The sequence below is a fragment of the Salibacterium aidingense DSM 18341 genome (assembly GCF_000429685.1).
Lineage (GTDB): Bacteria > Bacillota > Bacilli > Bacillales > Marinococcaceae > Salibacterium > Salibacterium aidingense.
In genome coordinates this window covers 117,593-139,795 of record NZ_AUCI01000001.1, presented here as the reverse complement: position 1 = coordinate 139,795, position 22,203 = coordinate 117,593, and the positions used below count along the sequence as shown (strand labels likewise).

At 46.4% G+C, this 22,203-nt stretch carries 20 protein-coding genes; 13 read left to right on the top strand and 7 right to left on the bottom strand.

All coding sequences use genetic code 11. The annotated features are described in order from the left end of the window. Positions 1–159 precede the first annotated feature (159 nt). From G475_RS0100690 to G475_RS0100670, 4 genes are all read left to right on the top strand, one after another. Positions 160–1,116, top strand: a complete 957-nt coding sequence (locus tag G475_RS0100690) for a sugar kinase (protein ID WP_026699610.1) — start codon at positions 160–162, stop codon at positions 1,114–1,116. Between the two features lie 13 nt (positions 1,117–1,129). Next, complete coding sequence (locus tag G475_RS0100685; protein ID WP_026699609.1) at positions 1,130–1,768, top strand: bifunctional 4-hydroxy-2-oxoglutarate aldolase/2-dehydro-3-deoxy-phosphogluconate aldolase; 639 nt, start codon at positions 1,130–1,132, stop codon at positions 1,766–1,768. Between the two features lie 301 nt (positions 1,769–2,069). Then, the gene (locus tag G475_RS0100675; protein WP_026699608.1) at positions 2,070–3,413 is read left to right on the top strand and encodes a hypothetical protein; all 1,344 of its coding nucleotides are present in this window, start codon (positions 2,070–2,072) and stop codon (positions 3,411–3,413) included. A gap of 19 nt (positions 3,414–3,432) precedes the next feature. Continuing rightward, positions 3,433–4,191 carry an IclR family transcriptional regulator gene (locus G475_RS0100670; RefSeq protein ID WP_026699607.1) on the top strand — a complete coding sequence of 253 codons (759 nt, stop codon included), beginning with the start codon at positions 3,433–3,435 and terminating at the stop codon, positions 4,189–4,191. 517 nt (positions 4,192–4,708) lie between these two features. On the opposite strand, the gene G475_RS23885 is transcribed toward G475_RS0100670, so the two are convergent. Further along, positions 4,709–6,268, bottom strand: a complete 1,560-nt coding sequence (locus G475_RS23885; protein ID WP_035709733.1) for a BCCT family transporter — start codon at positions 6,266–6,268, stop codon at positions 4,709–4,711. A 275-nt stretch (positions 6,269–6,543) separates the two neighbouring features. Here G475_RS23885 and nagA point away from each other — a divergent pair, with 275 nt between their 5' ends. From nagA to G475_RS0100640, 4 genes are all read left to right on the top strand, one after another. Continuing rightward, complete coding sequence (nagA, locus tag G475_RS0100655; RefSeq protein ID WP_026699605.1) at positions 6,544–7,731, top strand: N-acetylglucosamine-6-phosphate deacetylase; 1,188 nt, start codon at positions 6,544–6,546, stop codon at positions 7,729–7,731. Positions 7,732–7,733: 2 nt separating this feature from the next. Further along, positions 7,734–8,516, top strand: coding sequence for a glucosamine-6-phosphate deaminase (gene nagB / locus G475_RS23880; RefSeq protein WP_051302001.1), 783 nt, complete (start codon positions 7,734–7,736; stop codon positions 8,514–8,516). Then, positions 8,513–9,235 (top strand): GntR family transcriptional regulator, encoded by a 723-nt coding sequence (locus G475_RS0100645; RefSeq protein ID WP_026699604.1) that lies wholly within the window; start codon positions 8,513–8,515, stop codon positions 9,233–9,235. The genes nagB and G475_RS0100645 overlap by 4 nt, the downstream gene beginning before the upstream one ends. 174 nt (positions 9,236–9,409) lie before the next feature. After that, positions 9,410–10,144 carry an SIS domain-containing protein gene (locus tag G475_RS0100640; RefSeq protein WP_026699603.1) on the top strand — a complete coding sequence of 245 codons (735 nt, stop codon included), beginning with the start codon at positions 9,410–9,412 and terminating at the stop codon, positions 10,142–10,144. A gap of 250 nt (positions 10,145–10,394) precedes the next feature. Here G475_RS0100640 and nagE read toward each other — a convergent pair whose 3' ends face one another. Then, positions 10,395–12,233, bottom strand: coding sequence for an N-acetylglucosamine-specific PTS transporter subunit IIBC (nagE, locus tag G475_RS0100635; protein ID WP_026699602.1), 1,839 nt, complete (start codon positions 12,231–12,233; stop codon positions 10,395–10,397). A gap of 273 nt (positions 12,234–12,506) precedes the next feature. Between nagE and G475_RS0100630 the strand changes: the two genes are divergently transcribed. From G475_RS0100630 to G475_RS0100610, 5 genes are all read left to right on the top strand, one after another. Next, a complete protein-coding gene (locus G475_RS0100630; RefSeq protein WP_026699601.1) occupies positions 12,507–13,220 on the top strand; it encodes a Na-translocating system protein MpsC family protein in 714 nt (237 codons plus the stop codon). Between the two features lie 175 nt (positions 13,221–13,395). Continuing rightward, positions 13,396–13,584: a hypothetical protein gene (locus tag G475_RS23875; RefSeq protein WP_035709731.1), complete on the top strand. Its 189-nt coding sequence runs from the start codon at positions 13,396–13,398 to the stop codon at positions 13,582–13,584. Positions 13,585–13,845: 261 nt separating this feature from the next. Continuing rightward, the gene (locus G475_RS0100620; protein WP_026699600.1) at positions 13,846–14,466 is read left to right on the top strand and encodes a hypothetical protein; all 621 of its coding nucleotides are present in this window, start codon (positions 13,846–13,848) and stop codon (positions 14,464–14,466) included. Between the two features lie 181 nt (positions 14,467–14,647). Then, positions 14,648–15,211, top strand: coding sequence for a hypothetical protein (locus tag G475_RS0100615; protein WP_026699599.1), 564 nt, complete (start codon positions 14,648–14,650; stop codon positions 15,209–15,211). Between the two features lie 332 nt (positions 15,212–15,543). After that, entirely contained in the window at positions 15,544–16,152 is a 609-nt protein-coding gene (locus G475_RS0100610) for a flavin reductase family protein (protein WP_035709728.1), read from the top strand. Between the two features lie 104 nt (positions 16,153–16,256). Here G475_RS0100610 and G475_RS0100605 read toward each other — a convergent pair whose 3' ends face one another. The 5 genes from G475_RS0100605 to G475_RS0100585 form a co-directional block, all read right to left on the bottom strand. Then, positions 16,257–17,543 (bottom strand): TRAP transporter large permease, encoded by a 1,287-nt coding sequence (locus G475_RS0100605; RefSeq protein ID WP_026699597.1) that lies wholly within the window; start codon positions 17,541–17,543, stop codon positions 16,257–16,259. Further along, positions 17,544–18,038: a TRAP transporter small permease gene (locus G475_RS23870; protein ID WP_051302000.1), complete on the bottom strand. Its 495-nt coding sequence runs from the start codon at positions 18,036–18,038 to the stop codon at positions 17,544–17,546. 355 nt (positions 18,039–18,393) lie between these two features. After that, entirely contained in the window at positions 18,394–19,440 is a 1,047-nt protein-coding gene (locus G475_RS0100595) for a DctP family TRAP transporter solute-binding subunit (RefSeq protein WP_026699596.1), read from the bottom strand. 25 nt (positions 19,441–19,465) lie between these two features. Continuing rightward, a complete protein-coding gene (locus G475_RS0100590) occupies positions 19,466–20,890 on the bottom strand; it encodes an NAD-dependent succinate-semialdehyde dehydrogenase (protein ID WP_026699595.1) in 1,425 nt (474 codons plus the stop codon). A gap of 6 nt (positions 20,891–20,896) precedes the next feature. Continuing rightward, complete coding sequence (locus G475_RS0100585) at positions 20,897–22,168, bottom strand: peptidase (protein WP_026699594.1); 1,272 nt, start codon at positions 22,166–22,168, stop codon at positions 20,897–20,899. Positions 22,169–22,203: the final 35 nt, after the last annotated feature.

Sequence of the window (22,203 nt, the reverse complement as noted above, 5' to 3'; positions counted from 1 at the left end):
CAGACTGGGGTACAGTTTTTTTCATTATAGAACATTTGTTCCTCCTTATCAACTCCAATGCAGAGTTAGGTCAAAATTGACGAAAGAAGCATCTTTCGGTACGATAGAATTATAATTGCAGAACTATGTTTTATAATACGGAACAAATGAGGTGGAGACATGGACGTAGTAACCGCTGGGGAAACGATGGCTTTGTTTACCCCGGATCAAAAAGGATTAATGCGGTATGCTCATTCCTATTCCCGGAAATTTGGAGGAGCGGAATCAAACATGGCGATCGGCCTGGCACGGCTGGGTCATCAGGCAGGCTGGATCAGCCGCGTCGGCGAGGATGAATTGGGCAAAGCAATGCTTCATTTTATCCGGGGGGAAGGAGTGAACACTGATCGAGTGACCCTTGATGCGGAGGCGCCAACCGGATTGTATTTTAAAGAGTTCCGAAAGGCCGGGGATATCCGGGTGCAGTACTACCGGAAAGGATCGGCAGCGAGCCGCATGAGTACAGAAGATATAGATGAAAATTATATTAAACAGGCAAAATATTTACATATCAGCGGCATCACCCCGGCATTAAGTGATACCTGCCGGGAGATGCTCTTCGAAGCTATTAAAATAGCGAAGCGAAATGGAGTGAAGGTTGTGTTTGACCCGAATCTCCGCCGCTCGCTCTGGAGTGAAGAAGAAGCACGGGAAACACTGCTGGCTCTGGCCGCGAAAGCCGATATCATTCTTCCCGGACTGGCGGAAGGCGCCTTTTTGTTCGGAACGGAAGACCCCGCTGAGCTTGGCCGTTTATTTCTGCAGCAGGGGGCAGAGGAAGTGGTCCTAAAGGCTGGAGACCACGGCACCTACTATTTCCATAATGAAGGGTCCAAGTTTGTGCCGGCATTTTCAGTGGACACCGTCGTCGATCCAGTTGGGGCCGGGGACGGATTTGCTGCGGGTTACTTATCCGGGCTGCTCGATAACCTCTCTCCAACAGAAGCAATTCGGCGGGGAAATGCCGTCGGGGCACTGGTGACACAGGCCGAAGGAGATGTGGAAGGCCTTCCTGAGAGAGCCGATGTGGAGTCGTTGGTGAATGAAAATATAAGCACAGAAGACGTGCAGCGTTAGGAGAGTAATAATTATGACATCGATTCAGGATATTAAAGAAAATGGAATTGTAGCGATCATAAGAGGAGCAGATCCGGATAATATTGAAGACATGGCGGAAGCGCTTCTGGAGGGAGGCGTACGGACGCTGGAGATAACGATGGAAACACCGAACGTTCTTGCCGCGATCGAAAAACTACGTAAATCTTACGGGAATGAATTGATTACCGGAGCCGGTACAGTGCTTGACCCGGAAACAGCCAGATCCGCGATTATGGCAGGAGCTCAGTTTATATTTTCTCCGACGGTACATCCGGAAACGATCAAAATGCCCAAACGCTACGGGGTGATAAGCATTCCCGGGGCTATGACCCCAACGGAAATTTTAACGGCTTATGAAAGCGGCGCAGATGTTATTAAAGTATTCCCTGCGAACCAGTTTGGTCCTACCTATTTAAAAGATATTAAAGGACCGCTTCCGCATATCCCGCTTATGCCGACAGGCGGTATTACAACGGATAATGTTAAAGATTATATGGATCAGGGTGCCGTTGCAGTAGGTGTGGGGAGTGCACTCGTCAATACGAAGAAACCTTGGAATAGTGAAGAAAAAGCAGCTCTTACGAAAAAGGCGCGTGCGTTTACGGAGGCATTTAAAGAGGCGGTTCAATAACTTATGCTGGTATGATAAAGCAGGGGGCATACGTTCTTTTGATTGTTGCGTTACCGTAGGGCGTCGTTATTTTTTATAGTATGCGCCCTGCTAAACTTTTATTGTTTCTGAGGCCGAGGCGCCTGCTGTTTCTTTAAAAGGCGGCGCTTTGTTTTTGACGGTGGCACATAACCGGCATCTTTACCGAATAATTCTCTTGCTTTTATAAAAAGCATACGTTTTCCCTCCTTTCATAGGAAGTGTATTCTTATTTTCCCCCTGCTATTATTGCCAAAACATAGAAAATAAAGGAAAGTTAGGTATGATCTACTTTATTTTGTATACTGCTCTGGTGGCTTCATACGGTCTTTCTTTGTTTGTAGAAGCCGAATGGCTGCATTATCTTACGGGAGGGATCGCAATCGCTGCTGTGGCGGTCTCCTTTCCGAAAGCAAATCGGCTGTACCAGGGAACGGCAGCTGTTTTTTTATGCATCGCAGCCGGGGTGGCGTGGACGGAAAAACTGCCGGTTTCAGATTATCCATTATATATGACTTCGATGGTCATGCTGATTATGGTATTTTATGTCCTTCCTTTTATAAATAGTGTTATTGTGGTGGGACGATATGATCAAAAGGTTAACAAACTGTTGAAGACAAACATCACCCATCTCGGGCAGTTGTACCGCCGGGCAGCCGGGGTTAGTTTTCTTATCGGAACCTTTTTAAATATTAGTACGCTGCCGCTGGTGGTCAGTGTACTGCGGCGCAATTTACAAGGTCAGGCGGCCCGGCTCTCCGCTCGTTTTATCAGCTCCGCGATGCTGCGGGGATATGCACTCTGTCTCGTATGGAGCCCGATGGAACTGCTGGTGGCCATATCGGTGGATATTACGGGGGCGGGATATTTGGAGCTGCTGCCTCTGCTTCTCTTTTTTGCCCTTTCGTTTCTGTTGATTACGATGATCACCGGACACAAGTATCGGCACACAGAAACGACGATTCATGCAGAAGACGTAAACATGGGGCCTGTCTATAAAAAAATTGCAGGGCTTTCCTTTTTCCTGCTTTTATTTATTTCAGCGATTATCGGTCTGCATGACCTGCTTCCCATCTCTTTTTTGGAAACGGTAGCTCTTGTCATTATTCCTTTTTCGTTTGGATGGGCCCTTGTCATCGGGAGGATCCGCTCGTTTTTGATATATGGCATTCGGAACTGGAAAGCGCGGACGGGATCTCTGCAAAATTATATCGTGCTGTTTTTGTCCGTAGGATTTTTCATCCGTGTGCTGGAAGAGTCTGCATGGATGGAATACCTGCAATATCCCTTTATGTATTTGGAAGGTGTTCCAATATTATTGTTTCTGGCGCTGCAGGTTATGTTTCTTGGATTAGCCATGATCGGATTTCATCCGATTGTCACGATCACCTTGGCAGGGGAAATGCTGCAGCCGCTGCTCGGCCCTATTTCGCCAGCTGGTGCTGCAATTGTTTTAATTACCTCCGGGTTGTCCACCGTCATGGCAGGACCGTTTAATATCTCGGTGTCGCTGACCGGCATGCTGCTTCATCAAAATCCATACCGTGTTTCGCTTTGGAACCTCCCTTTTGCCTTTATGTTCAGCAGCGGGGGGACGATCATAGCTCTCGTTTTACAATATATGTGACAGAAAGGAAGACAGTGTGATGCCTATTATTCAATCCGTTGAACGAGCCCTGCAAATTCTGGACTTATTTGATGAACACGAAACAGAATTAAAAATTACCGACATCAGCGAACGCATGCATCTTCATAAAAGCACCGTTCATTCGCTGCTGAAAACGCTGGAAAAATATCAGTACATCGAGCAGGGAGAAGAGTCGGGGAAGTACAGCTTAGGCATGAAGCTGTTTGAACGCGGCAACTACGTCATTCGAAGCCGTGATATCCGGGCCGTTGCTCAGGATTTTTTATATGACTTATCCAAAAACACGGATCAAACGGTCCACCTGGTGATTCAGGACGGTCAGGAAGGTGTCTATATTGATAAAGTCGAAAGCACTTCCGCCACGATATTATATTCCCGCATCGGACGGCGTATCCCGCTGCACTGCAGCGGTGTCGGCAAAGCGCTGATCGCCTTTCAGCCCGATGAAGAGATTGCTTCTGTTTTGAAGGACTATGACTTTATCCAGCACACTGCTCATACCATCACCGGGAAAGACGCCTTCTGGAAAGAAATCGAAAAAGTCCGGGAACAGGGGTATGCTGAAGATCTTGAAGAAAATGAACCCGGCGTACGCTGCGCGGCCATTCCCATCCGTGATCATACCGGCCGTGTTACCGCCGCCGCCAGCATCTCCACCCTCATTATGCGAACCAGCGAGGAAGAGATGGCCCGTTATATCGAATTGCTTAAAGAAACCGGAATGGAATTATCGAAGAAACTTGGGTATGGGTATTAATCGAGAGCCTTCGATGCCTGCGAGGGAAGAGGTTAGCGTTACATTTTTCTTGTTAGTTCGAAAATGCGAGGCTGACAGGCGAAGTGAACGTTACTTTTTAAGGATATTAGTGAAATACTAACGCTTAAAACCAACCTAAGCGTTACATTTTCAATATCACAGCAAAAATGTCAGCCAAACTTGCTCAGTCATACATAATAAGTATGTTTTCTCTGCTTTTTTTGTTTATAGTGTTTGGCGAGAATACGATGAACCCGTTGTTTGTCCCCCTTCATTTGTGTCCACTCATATATCATGTTCGTGGTAATTTTCTTTTTTGGAAAAAGCAGCTGGAACTCTGTAATACTATTTAGAACCGCGTTCTCCAACGATTCAGTAAGTTTGCAGGCCGGACACATTACCTTATATCCCTTCGGATCGCCGTATCTTCTTTGCCGCGGGAAGCGCCTCATTCCCGCAGAAGTCGCCGGCTTCCTGCCCTTGATAGACTTCTCTTTCTGTACCTTTTAGACAGCTCCTACTCCTTATCCTCTCGATAAATAAAATACTTGCTTCCAAATGTCTTTGGCATGTCTTCTTTGATCGCGCGGGTAAAAGAGATGACGAGCATGATCATGATAAAAATGAGCGGGAAACCGCCTACGATACTTGCGGTCTGCAGGGTTTCCAGTCCTCCGAGATACATGAGAACAAGGGATGGAGCGGCGAGGACAAAAGCCCAGAACAGCCGATTCCAGCGTTCCGGTTCATCATCAATCTCCTTCTGGGTCACGGATGCCAGAATGTAGGAGCCGGAATCAAAAGTGGTGGATAGAAAGATGATGGCAAGGATTACGAAAATACCGACGAACAAAGCACTGCCCGGAAGCTGGGCAATGGTGCCGATGATGGCGGCTGGAGCCCCTTCACTATTCAAAACATCCACGACAGAGTATTGACCGCTTAATTCCAGATACAGGCCGTAATTACCCAAAATGCCAAAGTACAGGGTACAGCCGATGGTTCCATATACGAGTGTACCGACAATCATTTCCCGAATGGTACGGCCGCGTGAGATCCGGGCTACGAATAACCCGACAAACGGAGCATAAACAAGCCACCAGGCCCAGTAAAATACCGTCCAGCTTTCCGGGAAGGCTGTTTCTTCAAATCCTCCAATACCGGCAAATGGCTCCGTCCACATACTCATTTTGAAAAAGTTATCCGCCAGGGTACCAATACTGTTTACCATGGTATTGGTAAGAAATACAGTTGGTCCGATAATCAGAATAAAGCCAAGCAGAACAAAGGAAAGCCATAAATTAATGTCGCTGAGCCAGCGGATTCCTTTACGGAGTCCGGTATAGGAACTGACCGCAAAAATCATCGTGCATAGTATCAATACGACCGTGTTTACTGCCATATTCGGGTCAATTCCGGTGAAATAATTCACACCTTCGGCAATAAGAGGAGTGGCCAGGGCCATCGTGGTGCCGGCTCCCCCCAAGAGTCCGAACATAAACAAAATATCAACGATCGTGCCCACGATCCCATCAGAATATTTCTTCAGCACCGGACGGCAGGCTTCGCTGATTTTCAAGACCGGGCGTTTACGGACATAAAAGAAATAAGCGATTGGAAGAGCAGGAAGACAGTAAATCGCCCAGGCAATCGGGCCCCAGTGAAAGATTCCGTACGTCGTTGCCCATTCCACCGCTGCATCGGATTCTGGTTCCAGGCCGAACGGAGGCCCCGTGTAGTAATACGCCCACTCAATCGTTCCCCAATACAGCACACTCGAACCAATCCCGGCAGCGAACAGCATCGCTGCCCATGTTAATGTATTGAATTCCGGGACGACACCACGGCTGCCAAGTACAATACGGCCGTACTGGCTGAAGGCGATATATAACAGAAAAATAAACAAAATCATACCAATGACTAAGTATAATGCCCCAAAATTTTTAGAAACGAACGTATTTGCGGCTTCGACGACTGCTGCGCCGAAATCAGGAACCATGACTAATGGTGCTGCGACGACAATCAATAAAAGCAGGGCACCAAAAAACGTAGGCCAGTCCATAATATTCCGGTTCATGCCAATATCCTCCCAAAATAGTGAAAAATGTCGAAACGTTGTCCTTTTTATACTGTACCATGAAAGTATGCCCTGGCAATTCGTATATTATGCGGTAAACGCTTTTTTACCGCTATCCAGCGGGGATAGTCTCTTTATCATTCGTCTATATCCGTTTATTTCGTAATTACGATACTGTTTTGAAAGGATGGGATATAGAAGATTAATGGTATAGACAACTATATTTTTATTTTGATATGATAGAGGAAATGAGAAACGCAGGGGAGGAAGCAGGGATGGAAGAGTTTGTCCTTCGTAATGTTACAGTGGTCAATCCAGATCACACTATGGATAATGCTTATGTACTGGTGAAGGGCGGCAAAATTGCAGCCATTGGAGAAGATCAGTATATCACACAAGACCTGCCGGAGATAGTAGAGGAAAAAGAAGTCGAATCGGGTGCTGTCCTTGTGCCAGGCATGATTGATGTGCATATTCACGGTACAAACAATGTAGATACGATGGATGCAACGCAGGAAGCGCTGAAAACAATGGCTGAAACCCTTCCTTCGGAGGGAACAACCTCTTTTCTTGCCACGACGATTACCCAGCATCCGGACCTGATCACAAAGGCTTTAAAAAATGCCGCGTCATTTGCGGCAGAAGATCGGTCTGCCGGGTGTGCGGAAATGATCGGCGTTCATCTGGAAGGCCCATTTTTCTCAAAAGATAAAGCCGGGGCACAGCCGAAGGAGCATTTAATGCAGGCCGACGTAGAATTGTTCCAAAAGTGGCAGAAGGAAGCAGAAGGCCTCATTAAATGGGTCTCCCTGGCCCCGGAGCAGGATCCAGATCATGCTCTTATCCGATACCTTACAAAGAATGGAGTCATCACCGCCGCGGCACACTCGAACGCCTCGCTGGAAGAGGTGGAGAAGGCAGCAAACAGCGGCGTCTCCCACGTGACCCATCTGTTTAACGGCATGAGCGGTCTCCATCACCGCGAACCGGGTGTCGCTTCCGCCGCCCTGCTGAATCAAAACGTTACCAATGAAATCATTGCCGATGGCGTTCATGTTCATCCAGCTATGGTGAAGCTGGCGTTTCACATGAAAGGAGCGGCTGGTCTCCTTTTAATCACGGATTCGATCCGTGCCAAATGTCTTCACAACGGCACGTATGATTTGGGAGGGCAGACGGTTACGGTGGAAGGGAACAAGCCATACCTTGAAGACGGAACGATTGCCGGGAGCATGTTAAAAATGAATGAAGCGATGAGAAACATCCTGGATTATACTGGATGCACAGTGGAAGAAGCCGCGGCCATGACCGCCTGGAATGCTGCAGCAAAGCTTGGTCTGAGCCGTAAAGGAAGTATCGAACCGGGCAAAGATGCGGACTTTGTCCTGCTAGACAGGGAGAAGGAAGTACTCCGCACGTGGTGCCGGGGAGAAATCGCCTATGAAAAAGGAAAGGAGGGGTAACTATGCGAGTGATACCAGTAAATAATTATCAAGAAATGAGTGATCTGGCAGCAGAGCTGTTTATACAGGAAATAAAGAATGATCCAGAGGTGGTGCTCGGCCTTGCTACCGGAGGAACCCCTGAAGCTACCTATCGTTCATTGATTCAAAAATCGCAGGACCTGGATCTTTCCAGGATTCATACATTTAACCTGGATGAGTATGAGGGGCTGTCTCCGTCGCATCCGAACAGTTATCATCGTTACATGGCAGAACGGTTATTTGAACCATTGCAGCTGAAGGCTTCTCAAACCCATCTGCCACGGGGAGATGCAGCAGATCTGGAAAACGAGGCAGAGCGTTATGAACAACTCATTCAAGAAAAGGGCGGGGTCGATGTGCAGCTGCTTGGAATCGGAGAAAATGGTCATATCGGTTTCAACGAACCAGGCACCTCCTTTACGTCACGGACGCACATTGTAGATTTAAATCCATCCACCCGCGAAGCAAACGCCCGTTATTTTGAAAAAAAAGAAAATGTGCCCAACCGAGCCATTACAATGGGAATCGCCTCCATCATGGACAGCCGCCGGATTATACTGCTGGCGTCCGGGGAGCGAAAAAAGCAGGCCATGGCCAAGCTGTTGAATGAGGAAAAAACGCAAGATTTTCCTGCTTCGATCCTGCAGGATCATCCATATGTTACAATAATAGCGGATGAACCGGCTCTTTCGGCTGTTTCTTTTGAGAAAGGAGAGCCGGCTGCAGAATATATGGCCGACCAAAGGGAGTGGGAGCTGCGATGATCGATAAAAATTCACCCTTACCGATTTACTACCAAATCCAGGAAATGATACGAAAAAAAATAGATACCGCAGAATGGGAACCCGGAGATATGCTCCCTTCCGAACGGATCTTTGCGGAAGATTTTGATGTAAGCCGGATGACGGTCCGCCAGGCTGTAACGGAGCTGGCGAATGAAGGTCTTCTCCACCGAGAGAAAGGGAAAGGCACATTTGTCGCTGAACCGAAAATTGAGCAGCCGCTGCAGGGGCTGACCAGTTTTACCGAAGATATGAAAGCACGCGGGCTTACTCCCGGAAGTGTACTGATTCAGTACACTCTCCGAACTGCTCCATTGAAAGTGTCTGAAAAACTTCAGGCCAATACGGACGTGCCGGTTTATGAAATTAAACGGATCCGCTTGGCCGATGATGTTCCGATGGCCTATGAAAGAACATTTATAAACAGTGCCATTGTCGGGGAACTGCCGGAAGATATAGAAAACCGCTCGATTTACTATTTTCTTGAGAAAGAAAAGGGATTTAAAATAGGCGATGGAGAGCAGACATTTGAAGCTTCTCTTGCTAACACAGAGGAAGCCGGCCGCCTCGATATCAATGAAGGAGATCCAATCCTGCTGATTCAACGCATCACTTATCTGGAAGACGGTACCCCGCTGGAATATGTGAAATCTGCGTACCGCGGGGACCGCTATAAATTTACAATTAAAATGCCCAGATAAAGAATACTCGATAAACGGATCCAGCTGCTTTTCTACTGGAGAAAACAAGGAACCGGCCTTTACTGGGAGGAGAGGCGGTTCCTTTCTTTTTATTTTATGGAGGCTGCGATTGATTGTGTCATAACTTAGTGTAGAATATAGAAAGGAAAAAGTCTGCAGATAAAAGGGGACTGTATGGTGTTTCGTTATATTAATCACATTCAGGAATTATTGAAAGCAGTGAAAATCAACCAGGCTGACACAATGACACAGGCCGTAGAACACTTGGCCCATACTATCAGCAATAACGGTGTTATTCATGTTTTTGGTGCGGGTCATTCCCATGTCCTCAGCGAAGAAGTATTTTACCGCGCAGGAGGGCTGGTGCCGGTAAATCCATTGCTGGAGGAATCTCTGATGCTTCATCAAGGTGCACGTCAGTCGTCGCTGAATGAACGGAAAGAAAATTATATTTTAGAATTTCTGGAACAGGTTTCTTTTCAGTCCGAGGATTCGCTCATTGTTATTTCTACTTCCGGACGCAACCCCGTCCCGATAGATGTCGCCCGATATGGAAAAGCCAAAGGAATGTTTGTGATGGGAATAACATCAATTGAATACTCAAAAAGTCAGCCGTCCCGCCATGAAAGCGGGGACCGCCTTTTTGACAGCGTCGATCTGGTTCTCGACAATTTGAGCAAAAAAGGCGACGCCCTGCTGACACATCCCAGGGTGCCGGAACCATACGCAGCAAGCTCCACCGTAATAGGAGCGGTTCTGATTCAGAGTTTGTTTGCCGGCATTATTGAAAAGCTTGCAGATAAAGGAGAAACCCCACCGGTTTTTTTATCCGGTAACGTGGACGGTGCGGATGAGCACAACCGCCGGCTCATCGAAAAATACAAACAAAGAATTCCTTTATTAAAATAATCAAAAGATAAACGTCCTGGCAAAAGCGAATATTTCATGTTAAAAGCAGCAGCCGGCCGGTCGCCTTCAGGCATAGGACGTGCGCGGTTTTCGTAGTTTCTCTTGTTGTATCCTCTGCAAAAAAGCCATGTCCGCAGAATTTTGTTGCAGCGATGAAAGATATAAAAAACTTCCGAACGGATTCATAATAAAGAATCGTTCGGAAGTTTTTTACCTTGTGATGACGATGTTTCCCAGCCATTTTGTTTTGTCAGGAAGATTGGATAGTTAGGAGTACATCGCCCGGCTGAATGGAAGCTTCCCGGCTGCTGATAACGTCCAGTTTATCATCGGCATTTGTAATGATAATAGGAGTGGTAATATCATATCCGGCTTCCCGGATCCGCTTATCATCAAACTCAGCAAGCAGCTGTCCTTCCTTTACTTCCTCTCCCTGGTGGACGTGAGCCGTATAAAATTCTCCATTTAATTCTACAGTATTCAGGCCGATATGAAGAAGTATTTCGTGGCCATCCCCTGTGGTAATACCATAGGCATGCTTTGTTGGGAAAACAGTGCTGACTGTACCAGCTGAAGGTGCATATAAATTTCCGCTTTCCGGTACGACCGCTGTTCCTTTGCCGAGCGTTCCGCTGGCAAAAGCTTCATCGTTTACTTGATCGAGCGGAAGGATAGTCCCTTTTAATGGACTCGACAGCGTGAGTTGAGCTGTGTTTGTTTCTGTTCCGTCTCTTTGATTGTTTCTCATCGCATCTGCGACAAACTCAACATCGGTTCCTACGATAATCTGTAAGTTTGTATTACTTACTTTCATTACTCCCTTGGCTCCGTTGCGCTTGAGCCGGTTTTCATCTACCTTGTCCATGTCATGCATCTGCAGGCGAAGGCGTGTGACACAATTATCAATAGATTGAATATTATCATATCCTCCAATTGCTGCCACATACTCTTTTGCCATGGCATTATACTTGTCATCGCCTTCATGGACAACGGCTTCTTCTCCATCATCTTCCCGTCCGGGCGTTTTAAGATCAAGCCCCTTAATCATTGCGTAGAAAACAATGAAGTAGATGATGGCAAAAACAATTCCGAGACCAGCTAACAACAGGGGTTTGGTGGCCAAGTTGAAATTCAGGAAGTAGTCAAAAGCTCCGGCTGAAAATCCAAAACCATGCAGTGTTCCGGCCAAATTGGCAATCACCATCGAAGCCGCTGTCAATAAGGCATGCACAACATAAAGCAGTGGGGAAATAAACATAAAAGAAAATTCAATCGGCTCGGTGATACCGGTTAAAAAAGAGGTCAGGGCAAGCCCGCCGAGCAGCCCGGAAACCTGGGCCCGTTTTTCCGGCTTTGCAGCTGCAATCATCGCAAAGCAGGCAGCTGGAAGACCGAACATCATGATCGGGAACATCCCCGCCATAAATATACCGGCCGATGGATCCCCGGCAAAGAAGCGGTTAAGATCACCGGTAGCCCCCTCAAAGGAACCAAACTCAAACCATACTAAACTGTTCAGTACGTGGTGAAGGCCGATTGGAATCAGCAGCCGGTTTAAGAAGCCATATACGCCGACGCCGAGTGCCCCGGCATTTATGATCCACTGTCCGATCGAATCGATAAAACCCTGGACTGGCGGCCAGACATATCCGAAAATACCGGCAAGGAGAACCATCGTTCCAGCCGTAACAATCGGGACAAATCGGCGGCCTCCGAAAAAGCCGAGCCAATTTGGCAGTTTAATATCGTGAAAGCGGTTGTATAAAAGACCCGCAATAATACCTGAAATAATACCGCCTAAAAATCCCATATCCACATTTTCATTAATGGCAGCAGTTCCTTCCTGTAACACAAAGAACCCTATCACACCAGCAAGTCCTGCTGCTCCATTGCCATCTTTCGAGAGGCCGACTGCTACACCAATAGCAAAGAGCAGGGCAAGGTTGTCAAACAATGCTGCCCCAGCTGACGCCATAAACGGAATATCAAATAGATCGTCCTGTCCCAATCGCTGCAGCAATGCAGCGGCAGGCAGAGTAGCTATGGGAAGCATCAATGCCTTTCCAATCCGCTGTAAAAAATTAAGCATTACAAGAAACTCCTTTCTTTATTTCAAACATCCCTAAAATTGACCCTATAGGATAAATGCTTTGGTTATTTTATCATCTATATTTATAGTTGTCTATACCAATAACGCATGAGTAGTAATGTTTTAAGAAGCAGGGTTTGGGGAATGATGTAGCCAGTTAACGATTCGAAAACCTAGATCCGGTTTACCCTTTTTTACGCTAGAAATATAAGTATAATAAGTCATAGGATAGGGAAAATAATGTCTCTGTCTATATAAAAAGGAAGGTGCCCCATGGAAAAGAATTCCATACAGGCGGAGATCGCCAGCTATACAGGTAAACTATTGCGTGATAATTTTGGTAAAGGGCCATCTTCCGTATATGTTTCGATTAAACGCCCGTTTGTCACTATTTATTTAAGAGATTTTCTTGCTCCGATGGAACGGGTGCTGATCAGTCAAAATAAAATGATGAAAGTGGAGGAAACAAGAGATCTGCTTATGCAGGAGCTCCTTCCCGATATCAAAGCCACGTTAAAAGCAAGCGGGAATCTAGACATTAAGAATATGTATTACGATTGGTCTCTTGATGACCAAACCGGCCTTCTCGTCGGGGAGATGGGGAACGACAAAGAAGAAGTTCATCTCGACAATTATGAGAAAAAAGCAGCCATTCATGAAGAAATTGGAAAGGTGAGTATGCAGGCGGAAAAATGGCCGGAAGCCGTAGATTCCTGCCTTTTAAATGACCGCACCCTCATTATTACCAGGTTCGGGATTCTGGTGAAAATCGAAAAAGAACTTATACAGAATGGATTTGGAGAGCACCTAAGGCTGGCAAAACGTCATTTAGAAAAAAGACTGCTTGATGCCAGCCATTTTGAAGAAATACTGGACACAAAAGTCAATAACATCTTTGTGGACTGGGATTTCAATAGGGATAAAAGCTATATTATTATCATTTTACAACCCAGCCAGCCGAACGGTGGAAATGAGTCGGATAAATAGAGCCGAACATAAGCCGAAAAGGAGGATTCCCTCCTTTTCGGCTTTTTTACATCAATGGGAGATAATCGATAGATTAGTTACTGTAAAAAATTCACTTCCTAAGGGCCTTCCCAGAGTTTTCTTTATTTAATTAAACGTTTGTTTAAACGAAATGCGGCAAGGAGGATATAACACATTGAAGTTTCTAATCGACCACACGACCTGCTTGATTCACAGAACACCTTACGCTGGAGACGCATGCCAATTATATCAAACTCCGCTGGAACAGAGAGAAGGAACCCATGACCAACAGTATATCGATGAACTCATGAAAAGTAAGAACTACGCCGAATGTGGCAATTGTTCCAACATCGATATGTTTTGACGGGAAAATGGTCTTTATAAAAAAGCTTGAAGGAAGCTCACGCAATAGTTAAAGCCTCGGTTCGCCCGGGGCTTTTTTGCGTCATAAATATATATTTTTCCTGAAGTTTATTAGATATAATAAAAAGAAAGAGCGTTGGGCATAGAAGGAGGAGATCAAAGAAAAGAAATCTTTAGGGCTGTCGTCGCAGTTGTTAAAGTCCCATAGCCATAGAATCGGGTTTTGTGTAAAATGAACAATGAATAGAAAGGGGTTTTGTTCTTGTCTTTTGAATTGAAACAAAAACTTCAGGCTATCCTTCAATACTCTATAGATAATCATCAATTTGAGCGGGCGGAACAGGCTGTCGGCCATTTGAGAGAATTATCGGAAATAGAGGCATTCATTGCGGAGGAACGTCGGGCAGGCAGGCAGACGGCAGAGAGAAGACAAGGAGCCCGAATAAAGTCTGATTCTGCTTCGTCCCACTCGGCGGCAGCCGTTCAGGAAGGGGAGGCAGGAAGCGAACGTACCAGAGAAGGAGTTACCATCTATTACATAAAGGAAGAAAACCTTATCAAATTTAAAAAACCACCTCAGACGTATGCAGTCCAGGTGGAATTTTTACAGACGTTTCTTGAAAATATACAGGAATGGCAAGGGAGGGAGGCTTTCAGTTCAAAAGATTATTTTGACCAATTTGCTGATAGCCTTCAGCCTTATTCAACGTATCAAAGTTCAACGCTTCGGCAGTTTATTACCCTGTTGTTCCGGATAGCCTATCAGCTGGGCCTGCTGGAAAAGCCGACCCCTCCACAGCGCAGCCGGTATGTGGTGGCAAGGGATATGGAGACGGAAAAGGTCATGAATGAAATATTTGAAAAGAAGGTTGTTCAGCTGTAAAAAAACACAAATAATTTTCTCTGAGCTTGGGCGCTGCCCAAGCTGTTTTAATAGAGGAAAACGTTAATACTAAAAATTGTTAAAAAGATTCCGAAACAATATAAGAGGACTTGTTCAACAGGGAAACACATTGTTTTCATAGATGCCCCACTAAACATCGAAAGGAGTTCGGCCTGCGATTATGTCATCTTTATTAGAACAACAGTTGCAGCTTATTCTTACTGAATCTATTGAGAATGGGAAATTTGATAAAGCAGAAGAGTCCATTGTCCATTTACGAAAATTAGCAGGAATCGAGGATTTTATTACCATACCCAGTTCGGAACCTCCTGTTCCTGCTGCAGAAGAAAAGGACGAGACGAAGAAAAATCCGGAAGCAGAGACTCTGATTTTATATTACATAGCGGAAGATGCACTAATTAAGATAAAAAAACAGCCGCAGACCTATACCGCGGCGGAAAAGTTCTTTATGCAGTTTCTTACTAATCTGGAGCAATGGAAGACGAAGTCGCCGTTCACTGCCAAAGATTATTACGAACGGTTTTATGAAAACCTGCAGCCTTTAACTAAATATCAGTCTTCGACTCTGAAGCAATTTGTGACACTTCTCTTTCGATTCGTATTAAAGCTGGAAGTACTTCAGAAAACAGAATATCATCAGAAAGGCCGGGTTATTGTGGATGATCACTTTCAGCCCGCGGAAGTGATGAACCATATTAAACAGGAAAAAATTTTAATGTTATAAAAAAAGAAACGGATTGAAGGCGTAGGGCCCGTTCTTTTATTGTGGGGCAAGGAAACTTCAGCAATCGCCATAAGTCGGGTATAACCTGAGTCTTTCTAACATGTCGTATTAAATTTCCCGGGAAATATTGGGGAAAATAAAGATGTTCACCCTTTTGCGCGTTATATTTTAAGCAAATTGTTGGAGAAGAGAGAAGTTTGAATTATATCAATCTGTCAAAAGAGGATAACGTTCGTTTGAAATGTGGTTCTGCAAGGTTTGAGACTGCTTCGGTTTCTGTGCAGGGGAAAAAGGGAATACTGAAGACGAAAAAAGAAAGGAGGTATATACATATGCCAAGTGATAGAGCTGAAATCTTTGATCCGGCTGCAGAAGAAACACAGGATTTTTATAAAATTATGATTGGCTCGGTAGTGCCGCGCCCTATAGCCTGGGTTTCGTCAAAAAGCAGCAAAGGCATACTGAATCTGGCGCCGTTCAGCTTTTTCACGGTCGCTTCCAGACAGCCGCCGACCCTGGCTGTGTCGATTGGTCCAGGTGTACAGGAGAGGAAAGGTACCGTTAAAGATACGCTTGGAAATATACGGGCACAGGGAGAATATGTCATTAATATCGTTCCATATGCGCTGGGCAAACAGATGCAGACTTCTTCCAAGCATTATGCTCCGGAAGTGGACGAATTTTCAGAAGCAGGGTTAACTCCTCACCCTTCGAAAACAATAGACATTCCGATGGTTCGTGAAGCTCCTATTTCGTTTGAGTGCACCCTGGATCAAGTTATCCCCGTAGGAACAGACCATCTGGTTCTCGGACGTATTCAACGAGCCCATGTCGAAGCTGAAGCGTATCTAGGCAATTACAAAACCGACATGGATAACTGGAAACCGCTTGCCCGCCTCGCAGGCGACTACGCTGCTCTGACCCCGCGCTTTCATCTTTAACTTGCATTTATCTGTAAGGAGGAGCTCAGGATACCAGAAAAATTGTGTGTTAGAGAAACAACGGTAGAAAGTTTGTATCTTATGTAATTTGTCCCAGACTTGATTTATTCGGCCAAGTCTGGGAGGAAGGTAGAGAGTTCGGGAATGTAAGTAATCACCATTAACGCAACGATCATCATAAGAAAAATCGGGATAATCGCTTTTGATATCTGTTCAAAAGGAACTTTTCCAGTACCGGAGGCTACGAATAAATTAATTCCAAGCGGAGGCGTGACGAAACCGATGGCAAGGTTGGTGACAAGAATGACACCAAAATGAACCGGGTCCATTCCTATTTCCGGGCTTGTTACTACAGGCAGCAGGATAGGGGTAAGAATAACGAGTGCAGAAATGGTGTCAATAAACATTCCAACGACAAGCAGAAACACGTTAATGATAAGCAGAATGATAATTGGATTTTCAGACGCTCCTGTAATAAAAGAGGCAATCGTGTTTGGAATGCGCTCAAGTGTCATTAAATAGGCAAAGGAAATGGAAAAGCCGATAATGATGACGGTGGTGGAATTGGTCAGGGCCGCACTTGCAAAGGCTTTATACAAACCCTTTAGGTCAAGCTCCCGATAGATGAATACCCCAATAATTAACGCGTACAAGGCAGCAATGGCAGCAGATTCTGTCGGAGAATAGATACCGGCGTAAATTCCTCCTAAGATGATGACCGGGATAAGAAGTGCCCACTTTGCTTCATTTACAGCTTTTAGTACATCTTTCAGACTGGGGGCTTCTCCTGTTCCGACATAATTGTTTTTCTTTGAAATGGCGTAGGCGATGATTAAAAGGCAAAGTCCTAAAATAATACCCGGCAGGATCCCGGCTAGAAACATGGAACCAATCGAGACACTCCCGACAACTCCATACATGACAAATGGGATACTCGGTGGAATCAGAACACCAACAGAGCCAGCTGCAGCAGTAATCGCAGCAGCGAATCCCGCCCCGTAGTTGTGCTGTTTCATCGACGGAATCATAAACGAGCCAATCGCCGCTACAGTAGCGGGCCCTGAGCCGGATATAGCTGCAAAAAACATACTGGCGACAACGGTGACCATAGCAAGCCCACCGACGACATACCCTATTAATACATTGGCTAAATCAAGCAGACGTCTGGAAATCCCGCCGCTGCTCATTAAGGAGCCTGCCAGAATAAAAAACGGGATGGCCAGCAGCGGAAAGGAGTCGAGCGAAGTGAAGGCGTTCTGTACGATCGTATTCACCGCTACATCTGTGGCCAGCACCACGGTGATAAGGGAGGCAATGCCTAAGGAAAGGGCGATTGGTGTCCCTATTAATATAAGAAAAAAGAAAGTTCCGAATAAATACGCTACCGTCATTTACTTCACTCCTTCATCCGCTGGTGCGCTCTGCTTCAGCATGTGATACATCTGCTGAACTAATCGTACAGCCATTAAGGCCCCGGCAAGTGGGACAGCGAGATAAGGAATCCACATGCCGATATCCAGTGTGGGGGAAGTCTGACCGCTTGTATAAATCGATCCGAACACAAAAATCGTTCCCTGAATCGCCAGAAAGAGGGCAAAGCCAAACCAAATAAAAAGAGCACACAGATCAAGACCTAATTTCATTTTCGAGGGGAACATTTTTACAAACACATCGATACGAATATGTTCTTGTTTTTTTATGGCTAAACTCGCTCCAATCCAGATCTGCCAGATATGAAGATAAATAGCCAATTCGGTTCCCCAGTCAAAAGAACTTCCGATCAGATAACGGGATAAGGCCTGCATCGAAATGAGAATAACCATGACTACCATGGTCGCTGTGAGAAGCCCTTCTTCTATTCGTTCATCCAATATTCGCTGCCACATCATTAGTCCTCCTCTACGGAAAAGGACGGGTTTTCAGGGAGAGTCTTTGAGCCTGCTGAAAAACTATATATAAGAATGTCATGCTGTATATTTAGAAGATGCCTTGAATATAGTCCGTTGTTCCCTGCGAAGGCTTCCTTTCCGCGGGCATGGCCTCAGCCTCCTCCAACGAGCCTTACCGGCTCGTTCTGCGGGGTCTTCGACTCATGCTTTTTCCGCAGGAGTGTCGCCTTCTGCGGTCACAACTCCTGTGCTGATATAACAGCATCTGTTTTTATAGGCATCGTATTTTTGATAGGTGAACTTTTTCAGCAGCCTTAGAGTCTTTCTCCCTGTTCCCGCACTTGCACCTTCGTTATTCGCTGAACGATCTGGCTTCTTCTACCAAATCTTCTCCGAGATCGTCCGCTACACTTTCATATACTGGTTCTGCCGCATCTATAAACTCCTGGCGCTGCTCTTCGCTTAACTCATTAATTTCCATGTTTTCTTCAACGACTTCCAATCCCTCCTCATCCTGTTGACGGGCCAGGTCACGCTGATAATTAAGCGCTTCTTTTGCTGCGTCGGAAACAGCAGTCTGGAGTTCTTCCGGCATGGAGGTATAGAAATCGTCATTCATAAAGGCTACTGTGGCAGTGTAGGCATGATTACTGATCGTTAGATAATCCTGAACTTCGTAAAATTTCATCTGGTCAATCAGGTTTATCGGGTTTTCCATGGCATCATAAGTGTTCTGCTGCAGGGCGCTGTATAATTCTCCAAAAGCAAAAGGAGAGGCGTCGGCACCGAATTCTTCAAAGGTGGAGATGTGCACGTCATTTTCCATAGTGCGGATTTTCACCCCTTTTAAGTCCTCCGGGGTTTCGATCGGGCCGCTGTTATTGGTGATCTGGCGCATTCCGGTTTCTCCATAGGCGAGGCCGCGCAAGCCGCTTTCAGGAAGCTCGTCCAGAAGGCTTTGCCCAAAATCTCCATCCAGGGCTTCATAAGCTGTTTCATGATCCGGGAATAAGAAAGGCAGGTCCAATACGGCAAATTTCGGGTTAAAGCCAGCAACTGGCGCGGAAGCAGTAACGGTCATTTCTATATTATTGGACTGCACGGCTTCAATGGCTTCCCGCTCGGAGGAATACAACTGCCCGTTTGGATAAATTTCAACGGTGACCTGTCCGTTCGTGTCTTCCTCTACAATTTTTTTAAATTCTTCCATTCCTAAATGCGTGGAGCCGGTTTCGGGGATGGTATGGGAAACGCCGATAGTGTATTCTTCAGAAGAAGTCCCGGAATCCCCGCTGTCAGCCCCTTCGGCATCACTGCTGCTTCCGCTGTCCTCTGCTCCGCAACCACTCAATAGGGCTGCCGAAACGACTCCAGAAAGTAATGTCCATTTCCATTTCATCAACACATTCACTCCTTTAATTAAGTTAAACACTTATGGATACATACTGGGTTTCCAGAAAGTCTTCAAGTCCCTGTTCTCCGCCTTCGCGTCCCAGGCCGCTTTCTTTCATGCCTCCAAATGGTGCCTGGGCAGCGGATGGGGCGCCGTCATTCCAGCCGACAATTCCATACTCCAGGTTTTCGATAAGATGAATGCCGCGGCGGTGGCTTTCTGTGAAGACATAAGCAGCGAGGCCGTAAGGAGAACTGTTGGCAAGTGCCGCTGCTTCCTCATCTGTTTCAAACGCCTGTATCGGAGCCACAGGTCCGAAGGTTTCTTCCTTCATGATAAGCATCGAATGATCTACATCTTTCAGGACTGTTGGCTTGTAGTAACAGGGTCCGAGGTCTTGTACAGGTTCCCCTCCTACCATCAAAGATGCTCCGCGTGAAACAGCATCCTGTACATGTTTGTCCACCTTTTCCACCCCTGCTTGATTAATGAGGGGGCCGACATCCACTCCTGCTTCTAAACCGTTTCCTATTTTCAGCTTTGCCACCACTTCCGAAAACCGGGAAATAAAGGTTTCGTAAATGCCGGACTGCACGTAAATGCGATTGCCGCAGATACAAGTCTGCCCGCCATTTCGAAATTTAGAGACGGCGGCTCCCTGTACTGCTTTTTCCACATCGGCATCATCCAGCACAACGATAGGGGCATGACCGCCAAGTTCCAGGGAAAGACGTTTGATTTGATCAGCTCCCTGCCGCATTAAGGTTTTGCCCACTTCCGTTGAACCAGTGAATGTTATTTTGCGTACCTTTTCATTTGCCATTATTTCTGCCCCGATGGCAGAGGAAGATCCTGTAATAAGATTAACCACTCCCGCGGGAAACTCAGCCTCTTCGCATAATTCCATTAAACGGATAGCGGATAAAGGGGTTTCCCCGGAAGGTTTCATGACAATCGGGCAGCCTGCAGCGAGAGCGGGACCCATTTTCCGGGTCAGCATAGCAAGCGGGAAGTTCCATGGAGTAATGGCTGCTACCACTCCGACCGGCTGTTTCCAAACCTGGAGCCGTTTGTTTGGAACGTGGGCCGGTATCGTTTTCCCGTACATCCGTTTTGCTTCAGCCGCAAACCAATCGAGAAACGAAGAGGCGTATTCTACTTCCCCGCGGGCTTCTGCGATTGGCTTCCCCATTTCTGTTGTCATAATATGGGCAAGCTCTTCTTTATGTTCCAGCATAAGAAGGTATAGTTTTTGCATGTAGGCTGCCCGTTCATATGCGGTTTTTCCGCGCCACTCGGGAAATACAAGATGAGCTGCTTTAATGGCGTTCGCTGCTTCCTCCCGGCCTCCTTTTGGTACTTCCCCGGTTACTTCCTGAGTAGCCGGGTTGTAGACGTTGATTGTTTCCAGGTGTTGTCCAGACCATTTTCCGTTAACAAAATGTAATTTTTTCACTTGATTTCATCCTCTCTCTGCTACCTGACACCAGTCCGCAATGGTAAGAGCCAGAATTTCTGCGGTGGTGAAAATGTTATCTACTTCAATAAATTCATTGGCAAAATGACACATACTCGTAGTGCCGGGACCAAATATGACAGAAGGAATACCCCCGGCCTGCGTGAGAAGACCTCCGTCTGTGCCCCAGGTAGAACCGGCGATATCGGGTTTTTCCCCGACTATGGTTTCATGATGCCGAGACAGGTATTTGATGACATCATGATCGAGCGGGCAGTCTCCCGGAGGAAGACGAAGGCCGAACCATTCCACTTCGGCTGGGTGGTCTGTAAACCAGTCATCCACATCGGGCAGACCGCGGAGCATTTCCTCAAATTCTTCCTGAGCTGCCTCAATGGTTTCCCCTGGAGCAATTCCCATTCGTCCTTCAATCGTTACCTTGTCCGGGACGGCTGAGGGGAAATATCCGCCGGAAAACTTTCCTATATTAATAGGAATAGGAATAGGGTTATTGTCATAAAGAGGCTCAGTGATACGGTCATTGCGGCGCTTTTCCAAGGCTTGAATCTCACGGTAGGTATGCCACCCCTTTTCGACCGCGTTTACACCTTCATACCGTGTGCCGCCGTGGGCCGAAATTCCGTGAACGGTGACACGGAACCAGACAGATCCCTGCTGTTTTGGGAAAATCCGGAGCTGGCTCGGCTCTGGAATGATAGCAGCATCTGCCGTGTAGCCTCTCTGAATGCAGGAAAGGGTGCCGGAGCCGCCGCTTTCTTCTTCTACTACACTTTGAAAAATAACATCACCTTTTAATGGGATCCCGTTTTGAATAAGAGCTTCCAGGGCAATAAGGGCGGAGAGATTCCCTCCTTTCATATCTGTTGTTCCACGTCCGTAAACTTTCCCATCTTTAATCGTCCCTGAAAATGGCTCCTCGTCCCATTGGCTTCTTTCCCCTTCTGGGACGACATCGACATGACCGTTTAAAATAAGAGACGGACCGCCGCCGCTTCCTTTCCAGACTCCCACTACATTCGGGCTGCCGGCAAAGTCTTTCCGCGTGGAATTGAAAAATGAACTTTGGGACAACTCATGATAAGAAAGCTCCCAGGTGTCAACCTCAAGACCGGCCTGCTTCAGCCGATCTGCAATCAGCTGCTGGACACCTTCTTCTTTACCGGCCACGCTGGCTTCCCTTATGGTTTGTTGAAAGAATGTTAAGTAGGACTCTTTCGTTTGTTTGATATAATGATGAATTGCGGAACGCAGGGTCATAGAGCCCACTCCTTTATGAAAATTAATAATATTAC

Bases quoted from the DNA above. Each gene is read 5' to 3' on its own strand.
- G475_RS0100585 (WP_026699594.1), bottom strand. From the start codon at position 22,168: ATGACCCTGCGTTCCGCAATTCATCATTATATCAAACAAACGAAAGAG.
- nagA (WP_026699605.1), top strand. From the start codon at position 6,544: ATGGAAGAGTTTGTCCTTCGTAATGTTACAGTGGTCAATCCAGATCAC.
- G475_RS0100610 (WP_035709728.1), top strand. From the start codon at position 15,544: ATGCCAAGTGATAGAGCTGAAATCTTTGATCCGGCTGCAGAAGAAACA.
- G475_RS0100670 (WP_026699607.1), top strand. From the start codon at position 3,433: ATGCCTATTATTCAATCCGTTGAACGAGCCCTGCAAATTCTGGACTTA.
- nagE (WP_026699602.1), bottom strand. From the start codon at position 12,233: ATGCTTAATTTTTTACAGCGGATTGGAAAGGCATTGATGCTTCCCATA.
- G475_RS0100595 (WP_026699596.1), bottom strand. From the start codon at position 19,440: ATGAAATGGAAATGGACATTACTTTCTGGAGTCGTTTCGGCAGCCCTA.
- G475_RS0100690 (WP_026699610.1), top strand. From the start codon at position 160: ATGGACGTAGTAACCGCTGGGGAAACGATGGCTTTGTTTACCCCGGAT.
- G475_RS0100675 (WP_026699608.1), top strand. From the start codon at position 2,070: ATGATCTACTTTATTTTGTATACTGCTCTGGTGGCTTCATACGGTCTT.
- G475_RS23885 (WP_035709733.1), bottom strand. From the start codon at position 6,268: ATGAACCGGAATATTATGGACTGGCCTACGTTTTTTGGTGCCCTGCTT.
- nagB (WP_051302001.1), top strand. From the start codon at position 7,734: ATGCGAGTGATACCAGTAAATAATTATCAAGAAATGAGTGATCTGGCA.
- G475_RS0100605 (WP_026699597.1), bottom strand. From the start codon at position 17,543: ATGACGGTAGCGTATTTATTCGGAACTTTCTTTTTTCTTATATTAATA.
- G475_RS23870 (WP_051302000.1), bottom strand. From the start codon at position 18,038: ATGTGGCAGCGAATATTGGATGAACGAATAGAAGAAGGGCTTCTCACA.
- G475_RS0100645 (WP_026699604.1), top strand. From the start codon at position 8,513: ATGATCGATAAAAATTCACCCTTACCGATTTACTACCAAATCCAGGAA.
- G475_RS0100630 (WP_026699601.1), top strand. From the start codon at position 12,507: ATGGAAAAGAATTCCATACAGGCGGAGATCGCCAGCTATACAGGTAAA.
- G475_RS0100685 (WP_026699609.1), top strand. From the start codon at position 1,130: ATGACATCGATTCAGGATATTAAAGAAAATGGAATTGTAGCGATCATA.
- G475_RS0100615 (WP_026699599.1), top strand. From the start codon at position 14,648: ATGTCATCTTTATTAGAACAACAGTTGCAGCTTATTCTTACTGAATCT.
- G475_RS0100640 (WP_026699603.1), top strand. From the start codon at position 9,410: ATGGTGTTTCGTTATATTAATCACATTCAGGAATTATTGAAAGCAGTG.